This is a genomic window from Paenibacillus sp. FSL K6-1318, assembly GCF_037976905.1.
Lineage (GTDB): Bacteria > Bacillota > Bacilli > Paenibacillales > Paenibacillaceae > Paenibacillus > Paenibacillus amylolyticus_A.
In genome coordinates this window covers 2,925,817-2,938,924 of record NZ_CP150270.1, presented here as the reverse complement: position 1 = coordinate 2,938,924, position 13,108 = coordinate 2,925,817, and the positions used below count along the sequence as shown (strand labels likewise).

General features: G+C 46.8%; 12 protein-coding genes and 1 other annotated feature. Of the genes, 4 read left to right on the top strand and 8 right to left on the bottom strand.

The window, feature by feature from the left end; all coding sequences use genetic code 11:
• Positions 1-102: 102 nt before the first annotated feature.
• On the top strand, positions 103-1,071 hold the full coding sequence (locus NYE45_RS13090; protein ID WP_062834182.1) for a bile acid:sodium symporter family protein: 969 nt from the start codon (positions 103-105) through the stop codon (positions 1,069-1,071).
• Positions 1,072-1,174: 103 nt separating this feature from the next.
• Here the strand turns inward: NYE45_RS13090 and NYE45_RS13085 are convergent, their stop codons facing one another.
• The 7 genes from NYE45_RS13085 to NYE45_RS13055 all read right to left on the bottom strand — a co-directional run bounded on the left by NYE45_RS13085 (position 1,175) and on the right by NYE45_RS13055 (position 8,734).
• Entirely contained in the window at positions 1,175-1,435 is a 261-nt protein-coding gene (locus NYE45_RS13085; protein WP_340016956.1) for a hypothetical protein, read from the bottom strand.
• Between the two features lie 291 nt (positions 1,436-1,726).
• A complete protein-coding gene (asd, locus tag NYE45_RS13080; protein ID WP_074094892.1) occupies positions 1,727-2,812 on the bottom strand; it encodes an aspartate-semialdehyde dehydrogenase in 1,086 nt (361 codons plus the stop codon).
• A gap of 170 nt (positions 2,813-2,982) precedes the next feature.
• Positions 2,983-3,258: a binding site (T-box leader), on the bottom strand.
• A gap of 76 nt (positions 3,259-3,334) precedes the next feature.
• The gene (locus tag NYE45_RS13075) at positions 3,335-4,180 is read right to left on the bottom strand and encodes a class I SAM-dependent methyltransferase (RefSeq protein ID WP_340016955.1); all 846 of its coding nucleotides are present in this window, start codon (positions 4,178-4,180) and stop codon (positions 3,335-3,337) included.
• Between the two features lie 73 nt (positions 4,181-4,253).
• Positions 4,254-5,126: a UTP--glucose-1-phosphate uridylyltransferase GalU gene (galU, locus tag NYE45_RS13070; RefSeq protein WP_340016954.1), complete on the bottom strand. Its 873-nt coding sequence runs from the start codon at positions 5,124-5,126 to the stop codon at positions 4,254-4,256.
• A 17-nt stretch (positions 5,127-5,143) separates the two neighbouring features.
• The gene (locus tag NYE45_RS13065) at positions 5,144-5,539 is read right to left on the bottom strand and encodes a GtrA family protein (protein ID WP_340016953.1); all 396 of its coding nucleotides are present in this window, start codon (positions 5,537-5,539) and stop codon (positions 5,144-5,146) included.
• Positions 5,532-6,518, bottom strand: coding sequence for a glycosyltransferase family 2 protein (locus tag NYE45_RS13060; protein WP_340016952.1), 987 nt, complete (start codon positions 6,516-6,518; stop codon positions 5,532-5,534). The genes NYE45_RS13065 and NYE45_RS13060 overlap by 8 nt, the downstream gene beginning before the upstream one ends.
• A 50-nt stretch (positions 6,519-6,568) precedes the next feature.
• On the bottom strand, positions 6,569-8,734 hold the full coding sequence (locus NYE45_RS13055) for a glycosyltransferase family 39 protein (RefSeq protein ID WP_340017364.1): 2,166 nt from the start codon (positions 8,732-8,734) through the stop codon (positions 6,569-6,571).
• A 225-nt stretch (positions 8,735-8,959) separates the two neighbouring features.
• On the opposite strand from NYE45_RS13055, the gene NYE45_RS13050 reads away from it, so the two are divergent.
• A complete protein-coding gene (locus NYE45_RS13050) occupies positions 8,960-9,643 on the top strand; it encodes a response regulator transcription factor (RefSeq protein ID WP_062834175.1) in 684 nt (227 codons plus the stop codon).
• Entirely contained in the window at positions 9,643-11,160 is a 1,518-nt protein-coding gene (locus tag NYE45_RS13045; protein ID WP_340016951.1) for an ATP-binding protein, read from the top strand. Before NYE45_RS13050 ends, NYE45_RS13045 begins: the two co-directional genes overlap by 1 nt.
• 610 nt (positions 11,161-11,770) lie before the next feature.
• Here NYE45_RS13045 and NYE45_RS13040 read toward each other — a convergent pair.
• Entirely contained in the window at positions 11,771-12,481 is a 711-nt protein-coding gene (locus NYE45_RS13040; protein ID WP_340016950.1) for an SDR family NAD(P)-dependent oxidoreductase, read from the bottom strand.
• Positions 12,482-12,580: 99 nt separating this feature from the next.
• Here NYE45_RS13040 and NYE45_RS13035 point away from each other — a divergent pair, with 99 nt between their 5' ends.
• The gene (locus tag NYE45_RS13035) at positions 12,581-12,940 is read left to right on the top strand and encodes a MerR family transcriptional regulator (RefSeq protein WP_340016949.1); all 360 of its coding nucleotides are present in this window, start codon (positions 12,581-12,583) and stop codon (positions 12,938-12,940) included.
• Positions 12,941-13,108 lie beyond the last annotated feature (168 nt).

Sequence of the window (13,108 nt, the reverse complement as noted above, 5' to 3'; positions counted from 1 at the left end):
GTCCATGATACCTGTTCAGACTGCTTCATTGCAAATGGGTCTGCAGCCAGCGTTATTAACATGTATAATAGTAGAATCACACGGTAAAGGGATGTCATGATTATGCTTCAAGCCTTAAACCAACGCTTGAACCGCATCATGCCACTGATTACCCCAATCAGCATTGTTATTGGCGTGTTATGCGGGAGTTTTCTTTCTTCTTATACCTTTTTATCCCCTTGGCTTTTTGCGTTCATGACGTTCGCTGGAAGTATCAGTCTTGGGATACGGGATTTTGTGAACGTGCTGAAGAAGCCGTTCCCCCTGTTTGTATGTCTGTTTATTTTGCATTTGGCGATGCCTCTCATTGCTCTGGGCATGGGTCATTTGGTCTTCCCTACAGATGCCTACACCATAACGGGCCTTGTTCTGGCAGCCGTGATTCCGACAGGAATAAGCAGCTTCATCTGGGTCAGTATCTATCGGGGCAATATCGCACTTACACTTTCCATCATCCTGATTGATACCATGCTTGCTCCTTTTGTAGTGCCTGGCGTGTTATCCCTGTTAATCGGCACCAGTGTCACATTGGATACGGCAGCCATGATGAGCAGCCTGTTCTGGATGATTGTTGTGCCATCCCTGGTAGGTATGCTTTTGAATGAGTGGACCAAAGGCGCCATTGTCCCAGTCTGGGGACCAAGGTTGAATCCGTTGTCCAAATTGTTTATGGCATCTGTCGTCGCGATTAACGGTTCTGTCGTTGCACCCTACTTGGCCGATTTCAACTGGAAGTTGGCTGGTCTTGCGGTCATCATTATTTTCCTGGCATCATTCGGTTATGCGTTAAGTTACTTCATCGCCCGATTGCTCGGCTGGAATGAGGCCGATCAGGTAGCTCTGGTGTTCAATGGAGGGATGCGTAATATCAGCGCAGGCGCGGTACTGGCCGTTTCTTATTTTCCGCCACCTGTTGCTGTCCCGGTTGTGCTTGGCATGGTATTCCAACAGATGCTCGCATCATTGACAGGTTATCTGCTCGGTCGTCGCTCTCAGCTTCTGCAAAAGTCGGATAAGACATCTGCCGCCTAACAAAATACTGGAATGCTTAAAAAACGCCGACATGATTGTCGGCGTTTTGGTTTGTATTGCTATTATTACTATTATTGCTACGATACTGCTGCGTTCCGTAAACCTAGTAATCAGTTCCAGAAAATACTGCTGTTAAACCCAAAGCTACGATAAGAATGTAAAACACAATTCCGATGGCGATCCATAATAATGATGCTTTTGCATAATTGGCCTTGGAAGGGTTGGAATTACCGAACGCCCACACAAACAACATGATGATGTTTACAAGTGGAATAGCCAAAAGCAATAACGTGAGCATCCAACTACCAAAACTAACTGGCTGTGGTCCTGGTTTATGTACGGCTTGATTAGGAGCTGCTTGCATAATAATAAAGTCCTCCTTTCTTCGTCTATATAATAGCTACCTGCTAAGACAATCTCCTTCTAAATTAGAGAGGAAACGTTTGCCGTTAATAAAAATAACTGAAATCTCATGAATTTACAATGTAATATTTTCCATATAAAAATTAATATAATAATCTCCTGAATCGCCGCATAAGTGAACCTTCTTCGCTTACCATTTCTTGTCCACAATAGAAAAAAACCATCAACGAGTGATGGTTTTCATCTAATCATTCTTTTCAGAAATCTGTTGCTTCTCATAAATCTTTCATGATTATTTCGGCTGAATATATCCTTCAGCTTTAAGCAATTCTGCGATCAGAACCGCACCGCCTGCCGCTCCACGCAATGTATTGTGGGACAATCCAACGAATTTGTAATCATAGAGTGAATCTTCGCGCAGTCGGCCTGTGGAGACACCCATTCCACGTTCGATGTCACGATCCAGTTTCGTCTGTGGTCTGTTCTCTTCTTCAAAATACGTAATGAATTGTTTTGGTGCGCTTGGCAGAGCGAGCTCTTGTGGGCGACCTTTGAACTGCAACCAACGCTCCAGAATTTCATCTTTGCTTGGTTTTTTCTCGAAGTTTACAAACACAGTAGCCAGATGCCCATCCGTTACCGGAACACGAATACATTGTGTTGTAATTAATGGAGCCGATGCTTTGACGATCTGATTATTTTCGATGCTACCCCAGATCCGCAGTGGTTCCTGCTCACTCTTCTCTTCTTCGCCACCGATATATGGAATGACATTATCGAGCATATCAGGCCAGTCCGTAAAGTTTTTACCTGCACCAGAGATTGCTTGATACGTGGAAGCGACAACCTGAGTCGGGTTGAACTCACGCAAGGCATGCAGTGCTGGCACATAGCTCTGAATCGAGCAGTTAGGTTTTACTGCAATGAATCCAGTTTTGGTACCCAGACGTTTGCGTTGAGCTTCAATCACGTCCAGATGTCCCGGGTTAATCTCAGGGATAACCATTGGTACATCTGCCGTCCAGCGGTGAGCCGAGTTGTTAGACACGACAGGTGTTCCTGTTTTGGCATAAGCCTCTTCAAGCGCTTGAATCTCATTCTTTTTCATATCAACCGCGCAGAAAATAAAATCAACCTGGCTGGCAAACGCCTCTACCTGGGAAGCATCCTGAACCACGATTTTCTTCACAGCTTCCGGAATAGGAACTGCGAGTTTCCATCTGCCTTGTACGGATTCTTCATATGTTTTACCTGCCGAATTGGCGCTTGCAGAAATAGCTGTTACTTCAAACCATGGATGTTGATCGAGCAGGTCCACAAAACGCTGACCTACCATTCCCGTTCCTCCGACGATACCGACTTTCAATTTTGCTGACATTTAATCATCATTTCCTTTCGGTTTGAGTGATGCTTCTCTTCTAATCAATTTCATAATTCACTAAAACGTATTTATGAAATTGACTTCCTAATTAACACTATTCAGGCAATTCCAAAGCGTGTAATCACAGCCCCGGAAAAACCAAAAAATCCCATCCCCAAGACAATAGTCTCAGGGACGAGATTGAACTCTCGTGGTACCACCCAGATTCGCCAATATGTCACCATATCCGCCTCTTCAAGTAAGGAATACAACCATGATGCTTGCTGTAGACCGTTCATACTCTAGCTCTGTAACAGGAGCTCCTGTCACACCATCCCTTAACGTCAAGTTCCGATGTGCTGCTCTGAGTCTTTATTCAATAAAAGATTCTTTACTCCTTTTCAGCTGCCGGAGCTCTCTTTGAAAGAATGAATTTTATCTACTCGTCTCTTCGTCGCATTTGATATTGCGATTATAATATCAAAATTACTGTGATGAAGTAAACACATTTTTTAAAATTTGCTGCAAATGGCTATTTCTTTACTGCTTTTTGGCAACAATCGCATACGTTCCCAGTGGACTCCCAGGCCCCGAGGCATGATGTGTTTTAAGTAATTTCAGTTCGGATAAAAGAAGTGTTTTCACTTTGTCCGGGATCGGAAGCATTTGCAGTTCCACAGGCGCTTCTGCCAGTGTCATTTCGGTTTCCCAGCGACCGTCCTGCAGCTCGGGAGAATGGATCGAAGTCTCTTCCTTAATCATCCAACCCGCCGCAGAGACAAGCTCTTGGATATCCTCCGGTGAAAAGAGCGTGCGCACATTGGAGAAGCTGTTCTCCTTGTAACATTCGACCTGGGACTGAATCAGAACGGATAACCAGTGGGAGAGCTGGCTCACATCTGTAACTCGTGCATCCCATTCGGCAAAACATAACTGATGTCCCCACGTCCTAACCTTGCTAAGAATCTGGGCGAGTTCGTCAAACGATTTCAAGTACCATGAACAATGGGAAAGTACGATTACGTCAAACTCATTCTCGGCGAATTGGACTTGATCACTTAGTATGTCAAAATCATAATCCATTCGAATTCGGTCACCCAGCGGAGATTTCCGCAGCTTGGCTGCCGCTTCCCCTACGGTCAGCGGTGCACCATAATCCTCTGGTGCAATATCTACACCATGAACGTACCCATTCTCCCCTACCAGATGTGCAAGCACGGCCGTTGTATCTCCCTGACCACATCCGATTTCCAGAACACGGCTACCTTCCTGTATTCCCCAAAAGAGTCCCAGTTTCATCCGATGCTCGGTCTGAACGTACTGAATGGCGGCGTTGTCCTCCACGTCCATATACTTAATAAGGTCCTTGATGATAGACTCATTCACTATTCCTCACTCCTCAAAGAGCAACTTGAACTTCTTGCTCATTGTAGCGTTACAGGAAGCTACATATCAATCCCTATGCCCACTGGGTTGCAAGCTTCTGAAGATAAGGTGTCAACATGGGCTGTAATTCCTTGCGCATCAGTCCGATCTCCAAGATCGCCTGAATATATCCGAACTGATCACCAATATCGTAGCGGCGCCCCTCCAGTTCAAGGGCCAACAGTTCCTCCGCCTGACTTACTTCTTTCAAAGCATCCGTTAACTGATATTCCCCTCCTGCCCCTCTCTCGATCTGATCCAGAATGGGAAAGATGGAAGGTTTCAGAATGTATCGTCCCATTACAGCTGTCCGGGATGGTGCTTCTGCAAGAGAAGGCTTTTCGACCAGATTGGTAACCCGGTGAACGCGGTCCTCTGCACCATTCGAATCAATGATGCCATATTTACTTACATTTGCCGCATCTACCTGACGAACACCGATAATCTGGTTGCCTGTCTTTTCATAGAGATGGACCATCTGTGCAAGTGCTGGCGGATCAGACACCATAATGTCATCTCCGAGCAGTACAGCGAAGGCATCATCCCCTACAAATTGCCGTGCACACCCAATCGCGTGCCCTAGTCCAAGCGGTTCTTTTTGACGAATAAAATGAATATTGGCCATCTCGCTGATCGCCTGCACCTCTTCCAGTAAGGACTGCTTGCCCTTGGCATATAAAGAATGTTCAAGCTCAACCGATTTATCAAAATGGTCCTCAATGGATTTTTTGTTGCGTCCGGTCACAATGAGGATATTCTCAATGCCTGATTGCACTGCTTCTTCAACAATATATTGGATGGCCGGTTTGTCTACAATCGGTAACATCTCTTTGGGCTGTGCTTTGGTCGCTGGCAGGAAACGGGTTCCGAGGCCCGCTGCCGGAATAACTGCTTTTTTAATTCGCATTACATCATACACTCCTTTCATTTGATAGCTATACGAAACACCCAATATCTGCTGGCCATATAGTTCAGAACCATTCCCATTAAGGTAGCCAGGATCTTGCTTATCACGAGACTCCAACCCAGCATGTCGTGCAAAATCATCAGAATCAGCGCGGATAACGCGAGAACGACGAGATTGGTGATTAGAAAACGAATAAGTTTCGCTCTATCGCCGCCCCCTCGTGTTGTATCTCGAAAAGTCCACCTGCCGTTCAGCCAATAACTGTTCGCAACACCGCAGCTGTACGAGATTACTTGAGCAATCAGAACCGGTACACCGATCACTGCGAGCAAAGCAAACACCACTGCATCCACTGCCGTATTCGCGACACCCACAATTCCGAACTTGAAGAGTGTGACCAGACGATTAGTCATGGTGAGCAACTCGGGCTGTCAATCGGGATTGTGCTTGCTGGGCATCGGCCTGAACCACGTCTCTCACAATGTATAGCGGACGCGCCTTGGTCTCATCATAGATTCGCCCAACATACTCGCCCAGAATGCCCAGCATGATCAGGATGAATCCGTTAAACATCAGCATGATGCTCACAATGGAGGGCCACCCCTTAATCGTTGAATCCGTAAAGATGGCCGAACCAATAACGGTTAACATATAGATGAATCCGCCTACCGACAGGATCGCACCTACATAACCTGCGAGCTTCAGCGGTTTATGCGAAAATGACGTAATACCATCCAGGCTCAGCTTCAGCATGCGTTTCAGCGGATATTTCGTTTCGCCTGCCAGGCGTTCATCACGTTCATATTCAATGGCAGTCTGACGGAATCCGACCCAACTGACCAGCCCGCGCACGAACCGGTTTTTCTCCGGAAGACGTTTCATCTCATCACATACTTTGCGGTCAATCAGGCGAAAATCTCCGGTGTCCACCGGGATATCTGTATCCGTTGAGGCACGCAGTACACGATAGAACAGACTGGCTGACCATTTCTTGAAGCGGGTTTCCCCACTTCGTCTGGTGCGACGGGCATACACCACTTCATAGCCCTCTTTCCACTTGGCGATCATATCCAGAATCAGTTCGGGAGGGTCCTGCAGATCCGCATCGATAATGACGACGGCATCCCCCGCTGCATAATCCATACCCGCTGTTATCGCAATCTGATGACCGAAGTTACGAGCAAAATCAATCAGCTTCACACTCTCGTCCCAACGGGCGTAGTCACGGATCATTTGAGCACTTCGATCCATGCTGCCATCATTGACGAACAGCAGTTCATAGCTCTCTCCTGTGCTGCCCATGACCTTCTTCAGACGCCGATAGGTCTCCTCGATCACCGCTTCTTCGTTATACATGGGAATAATAATGCTGTATCGGTACGTTTGAGCCATGTTTGTCCCCTCCCTTTTCCAATGGACTTCGTTCGAGATTTTCATTTCGGCTACAATTTCACTTCATACAAAGTCGTCTGTCCGCCGAATCCAAATCCAGCTCTGTTTCCGGCGTCTACGCTATCCGTAGATCCGCTGTCGGTGACTGTCTGCCATTCTGAGGCTGGAATCTCGGTACCGTGCTCTTTGATCCAATCACTAATGTCCGAGTTTCCGCCTCGCCCACCCATGCCACCAACCATGAAGTACTTCACTTGCCCACTCTTGACAAGTTGCTCCAGTTCCTCCGTTGTGTACACCGGGTCTGACCCGGAGAAACCTCCCAGCGTAATTACCGAAGCTTTCTCGTCGATAATATAAGGTGCTGCCTGATTATAGTCTGTTGTGGCGAAGAGATACGTTTCGCCTGTATTGTGCTCTTTCAGATAATTCAGTGTAGCTGTATCGACTTCTTCGTTACGGTTGCCCATTCCGCCGCGGCCACCCGTTGAAGGCATTTCTGTGACTTCTGCATCGTTACCCATCGGCATACCCATGCCGGCTCCACCAAACATGCCATTGGAACCTGTAGGCCCTGCTGCCGGGATCATACTGTTACCACCATAAGTAATTGGGGTGAATGCCCAATAGATCGGACCGATCAGCATGACCATGAATCCCGCGATAATGAAGCCCTGTTTCCAGCGATGTGTACGATGTAGCATAACGACCAGGATGACCGTGACCATAATACCTGCGATCAATTCACTAATGGACCAGCCTGCACCAATCGCATCGTTATACACCTGCATGATATACCAGCCGAACAAGGTCGTCAGCAGCACGGATACCGGAAGCAACCACGCCTGCCAGCCCATTCGTTCACGATATAACTTCCACATGGCTACAAACCCTGCGCCAGTTAGCGCCGCAATTGGAGGTGCAAGCATAATCAGATAATATTGATGGAAGAAACCTGCCACACTGAAAAAGGCAGCAACGGGAATCAACCAGGCCAGCCAGAACAAAGCCTCCTTGTGCTTGTTCGTAATATTTCTCCGTCTTAATCCTGCAAATATGGCAATGCATCCAAGCAATACAACTGGCAGAAGCCAGCTGGCTTGACCTGATAATTCAGTCTGGAACAGACGCAGAGGACCTTTCTCCCCCGTACCAAACATGCCTCCCATGCCTCCGCCACCATTACCGCCGAAATTTCTTCCGTTTGGCATTTCCATATCATTCGGCATCTGCCCGTTCGGGAAATTGGCATTCGGCCCATTCATACCGCCCATGGCATTCATGCCGTTCGAACCATTCATATTATCGTTATCCGGTGCATTGACATCTTGCCCCGTACCAGGGGCACCACTCCCCGTCTGATTAGGAGCAGAAGTCAAATCCCCTCGATTGCCACGATTATTGCCCTGTCCAGCAGCGTTCGTCATCCCCGCGTTACCTGCTGTGTTCTGCTGACCCGTTAGACGGGACAGGCCATTGTATCCAAATGCCAGTTCCATGACCGAGTTTGTTTCACTGCTGCCGATATAAGGCCGCTCGTCTTCGGGTATAGAATCCACAGTGACCGCCCAGGATAAGGAAACCACCGCCAGAACCGCTGTGCTGCCGATCAACAGGATGATCTTCCTTCTCCACTTCGCCTGAAATGCGACCAGATAAAACAAGTAAAACGCCGGGAGAATCATGTAGGCTTGAAGCATTTTCATATTAAAGGCTAAGCCTATTAACCCAAAGGCCACCAGAATTCGCCAAGCACTGCCTAGTTTGCTGCCTTTGAACAAAAACCATGAACCCAGCAGCAGCGTAAACACCAGCATGCTGTCAATATTGTTGGTCCGACTGACTGCCGCCACGACAGGCACGGTCGCCATCGCAAGTGCTGAGATTCGTGCTGCTGCAAGGCCATATGTAGGTTTCACCATGAAATAGATCAGGAGCACCGAACCGATTCCCGCTAATACTTGAGGCAAAATAACGCTCCATCCGTGCAATCCGAATACATAGGCAAAGGCCGTCTGGATCCAGAAGACAACAGGTGGTTTGTCAACAGTTACCGAGCCTGCCGAGTCGAGTGATGCATAGAAAAAGTTATGGAAGTTGCTGAGCATACTGCCAACGGCAGTCGTATAATAGGAATTGGCATATTGATCGTTCCAGATGCCGTACCCATTCAGAAATGCCGCCAGTAATGCAATCGGCAGAAGGACAAGATCCATCCTTCTTTTGGTGTTATTCAATGGTAATCACTCCTTCAAAGTTCTTCATGTCTAGTATTGTGACATGCCAAAATAAAGCTGGGATGAGTGCCCGCTGAATGTTGTCTGAGGATAATTCACAATCCTTTCAGCTAAATTTCAGTTTGGCAAGCGATAATACTACATACAGTCCCTCCGAAGTGAGGGAGAAATCTAGATGGATCAAGCAAGGAGAGAACGTACATTATGAAGCTTAGCAGCGGAATTAAAATACTATTGGCTGATGATGAACCACATATTTTGCAATTTCTGGAGCTTGGATTAAGCAATGAAGGCTTCGATGTGCGCACAGCACCCGATGGAGCAGCTGCACTTGAGTTGGCGCTTGAATTCAGGCCACATATGGCTATTTTGGATGTCATGATGCCAGAGATGGATGGTTTCGAAGTGGTCGAGCGTCTGCGTAAGACCGGAGCCCAGGTTGGCGTGATTATGCTGACAGCGAAGGACGAAGTCGAGAATCGGGTTAAGGGCTTGTGGCTAGGTGCTGACGATTACATGATCAAGCCCTTTGCCTTCGACGAGCTGCTCGCCCGGATTCAGGCCAGACTGCGTAATCAATTTCCTTTATTAATCGGAGCCGTCACTCATGGTCCCTTCCGAATTGATGATCAGCGCAAAGAAATCACCTATCAGGATCAAGTCCTGGAATTATCTCCTACCGAATACGAACTGTTAAAATTTATTGTGCTTAATCATGGGATTGTACTTAGCAAAGCGACCATTCTGAGCCGTGTGTGGGGGTACGATTTTGGCGGGGAAGAAAATATTGTAGAGGTGTACGTTCGGTCCTTGCGTGACAAACTCGGGGATAAAGAGCACAGACTCATTCGCACGCTTCGAGGTGTCGGGTATAGGGTGGATCTCTGATGAACTCGCTGCCTAAAAAAAATAAACTTCGTTTAGGACGTCTACACCAATGGATCTGGCCGCGTTCCCTGCGTTCGCAATTGCTCTCACGTTCTCTCTTCGTGCTTGCAGGGCTACTATTGTTAATCGGCATTCTGCAATTCTGGATCATGGAAAGCTTTCTCTACCGCAATCAGGCGAAAACCATGGAAGAACAGCTCATGTCCATGCCCCCAGTTTGGCTCGGAATCCAGTCACGTAGTGGCTCTTCCAACAACCCTTTCGGTGGACAGGCAGGTAACGGGTCTGGCAATCGGGTATTGTTTATTCCTGACCGTTCACTTGCTCTGTTTGATAACCAAGGTACGTTCGAGGATGTTTTTGGGGAAGACGGTCTGAACGCCCCTCATCTCTCAACAGCTGAATATCAGGACATTACAGATGAGTTAAAAGAACAAAAACATATTCCCTACCGGATCGTAACGGATAGCCAAGGTAAGGAGCAATTGATTGTCTTCGCCTCACCCGGTCCACGCAATCGCGGCTTACCGATGGTCCAGATGGGTACGGCTACGAAACCACTGAGAGATCTGATTATTAAACAACTTCTGATCTTCATCATGTTATCGCTGTTGGCCATGGTGGCTGGCCTTATTCTGTACACCAAGGTATTACGCCGGACACTCGTTCCGCTGTCCAACATGGTGAATAAAGTACAGCAGATCGATGCAGGCAGTCTCGCAGAACGCCTTTCCGTCGTTCAGGGACAAGAGGAAGTGGATCAGCTCGCACTTTCATTCAATGGCATGCTTGAAAGGCTGGAGAACTCGTTTGAAGCAGAGCGGGAATCGAAAGAACAGATGCAGCGTTTCTTGTCCGATGCTTCCCATGAGCTGCGCACCCCTCTCACCTCCATTCATGGCTTTATTGAAGTTTTACAGCGGGGTGCTGCCACCAATCAAGATCAACTATATAAAGCGCTAGACAGCATGCACGGCGAATCCGTGCGAATTAACAAATTAGTTGAAGATTTGTTGTTACTAACCAAGCTGGATCAGGCTCCAAAGCAGGAGCAGGAGGTCATTCAGCTGGACAGTCTGCTACTCGAAATGCAACCACAACTGACCATGATGGCTCAGCAGAGGTACATTCATCTCGACCTGACGGCTGCGGTCCATGTACTGGCTGATCCTTATAAGCTGAAGCAGGTTGTGCTGAATCTGTTCCATAATGCGGTGCAACACACCGATCCAGAGCATGGGGCCATCTCCATAACGTTATATGCCACGCACCATAAGGCTGAATTGTCCGTAAAGGATAACGGCACGGGCATTGAACCTGAACATCTGCCCCATATCTTTGAGCGATTTTACCGCACAAGCAGTTCTCGTTCGCGCAAACAAGGTGGCGCTGGTCTCGGTCTAGCCATTACCCACTCCATTGTGGAGTCGTATAGTGGGAAGATTACGGCACGAAGTCAGGTAGGCCTGGGAACGGAATTTACGATTTTGATGCCACTGTATAAGGCTGATGTCTAGGCTGAGCTTCGGCTGCAAGTAGGCTTTACGTTGGCTATCGTAGCTCTACGTAAGATGTACTTGATCATTAAGCAAGCTCTAATCAAGCGTTCCAAACGCTGCTTTTCTTTCATCTTCATTCGAATCCTCACAGTAATTCCGCTTTTCATTGCATGAAGAATCCCCCACTCATTTCGGTTGAGAAATGAGTGGGGGATTCTTTGGATATCCGATTGGTCGAGTGGTAGCCCGATGCGTCTCAAGCTTTCAGACTTTCAGGCTAACGAATCTGAGACGTCTTATTCAAGGATTTGGAAGCTCCCGCAGAAATCTAATGAACCTGAGCCACGTTATATTACAATATTCAGCCGTTTACTACGTTTTTCTCAGGGGATTTAGGGAAATAGCGTGTCTGATGTTCCTTACAATTTAAGAAGCGTACCTAAAGGCCGAATAAGACGTCCTGTGTTCGTTAGAAAATCTTCTACGCATTCACTGGAAGCAGCAAGATTGGACCTAATTTTTTTGACCATCATCCCCATCCTCTTGTGGCTTTCCTGAGTTTGAGTTTATGTTTGAAGACATGCTCTAAAATTCATTCCATACTATCGTTGTTTTTGGCAACGGTCGATTACCAAGGGTACACACCGTTCTCATCTAGAAACTCCCCGTTATGACGTTTGCCATCAGTCGCATAGCCCACGATAATCGCAGCGCCGGCTTCTTTGGATTTACCACCTTCGGCATTGCCGTTAAGATCTGTTGATGTGAATCCGGGCGTTACCGCAAAGACTTGAGCCCTGCTGTTTTTCACTTCATAAGCCATCGAAAGTGTCATGGCGCTGTTGGCCGTTTTGGATGAGTTATAATCGAAGGCATTTAACGTAAATTCCGCATTTTGCATATGGTCCAGAGAAGCCATGTCAGTCGATACATTAATGATTGTGCCTTCATTATCTTTGATTAACGGGAACAATCGCTGATTCAAACGGAAGGTGCCGAAAAAGTTCACTTCAAAGGCGTTCCGCAAATCTTCCTCCTGGGTATCCGTAAAAGACTGAGAGAACGCACCCGGCATACCCGCGTTATTGATCAAAAGGTTTATGTCGGGATACGTCTTGTGAATCGTCTCGGCTGCCTGCTCGATGCTCTTCAAGTCGTTCATGTCGATCTGTACCAATTCTACGTCTAATCCCCTGGAAGTTAACTCCGAAACAGCTGCTTCACCCCGTTCGACACTGCGTGCGCCAAGGATAACTTTCCAACCCGCTTCACCCAACTGCTTGACGATTTCATATCCAATTCCTTTATTGGCTCCGGTTACAAAGACAGTCTTTTTCATGCGAATCCTTCTTTCCCTAAATTGATTTATATTGAACAATGTATAAGTTACTATGCTACACTTAGTGTAGGTCAAATTTTTTTATAAAAGGGGTTTAACATGTTAACCATTGGAGAAGTAGCGAAAAAAGTTGAGGTCTCGATCGGAGCGATCCGCTTTTACGAAAGGAAGGGACTGTTGAAACCTGCTGCGCGAAGTGAGCAGAATAACCGTCTTTATTCGGAGGATGATCTGAACTGGCTGATTTTTATCAAATGTCTTCGCGAAACCGGGATGAGTGTGGAAGACATCAAAAAGTATTATGATCAGGTAAATGAAGGAACTTCAACCCTGAAGGAAAGAACCCAACTGATTGAAGATCAAAAACAAAAGTTACTGAATGATATCGAGGAGAAAAAAGCGCAGCTTGTTCATTTGGATAACAAATTGGAGCGTTATTATCGTGGAGAAAATTATTAATATAAGCTGGTCCTATAAACTATACTTTCCAATTTCATGTTAGAGTACGTCTCCTAACAATGCTTCCTTAGTCGTTTTTTACAATGAAAAACAGAAAAAAATCAGGCAGCCAGTAATAACTGTCTAACCTGATTTGAAATGCTAATGTTATAGCTGTTTTTCGGGGAA

Excerpts from the sequence above, each read along its gene's own strand:
- NYE45_RS13055 (WP_340017364.1), bottom strand. The coding sequence starts at position 8,734 with ATGGATCTTGTCCTTCTGCCGATTGCATTACTGGCGGCATTTCTGAAT.
- NYE45_RS13045 (WP_340016951.1), top strand. The coding sequence starts at position 9,643 with ATGAACTCGCTGCCTAAAAAAAATAAACTTCGTTTAGGACGTCTACAC.
- NYE45_RS13065 (WP_340016953.1), bottom strand. The coding sequence starts at position 5,539 with ATGACTAATCGTCTGGTCACACTCTTCAAGTTCGGAATTGTGGGTGTC.
- NYE45_RS13085 (WP_340016956.1), bottom strand. The coding sequence starts at position 1,435 with ATGCAAGCAGCTCCTAATCAAGCCGTACATAAACCAGGACCACAGCCA.
- galU (WP_340016954.1), bottom strand. The coding sequence starts at position 5,126 with ATGCGAATTAAAAAAGCAGTTATTCCGGCAGCGGGCCTCGGAACCCGT.
- asd (WP_074094892.1), bottom strand. The coding sequence starts at position 2,812 with ATGTCAGCAAAATTGAAAGTCGGTATCGTCGGAGGAACGGGAATGGTA.
- NYE45_RS13090 (WP_062834182.1), top strand. The coding sequence starts at position 103 with ATGCTTCAAGCCTTAAACCAACGCTTGAACCGCATCATGCCACTGATT.
- NYE45_RS13040 (WP_340016950.1), bottom strand. The coding sequence starts at position 12,481 with ATGAAAAAGACTGTCTTTGTAACCGGAGCCAATAAAGGAATTGGATAT.
- NYE45_RS13050 (WP_062834175.1), top strand. The coding sequence starts at position 8,960 with ATGAAGCTTAGCAGCGGAATTAAAATACTATTGGCTGATGATGAACCA.
- NYE45_RS13035 (WP_340016949.1), top strand. The coding sequence starts at position 12,581 with ATGTTAACCATTGGAGAAGTAGCGAAAAAAGTTGAGGTCTCGATCGGA.
- NYE45_RS13060 (WP_340016952.1), bottom strand. The coding sequence starts at position 6,518 with ATGGCTCAAACGTACCGATACAGCATTATTATTCCCATGTATAACGAA.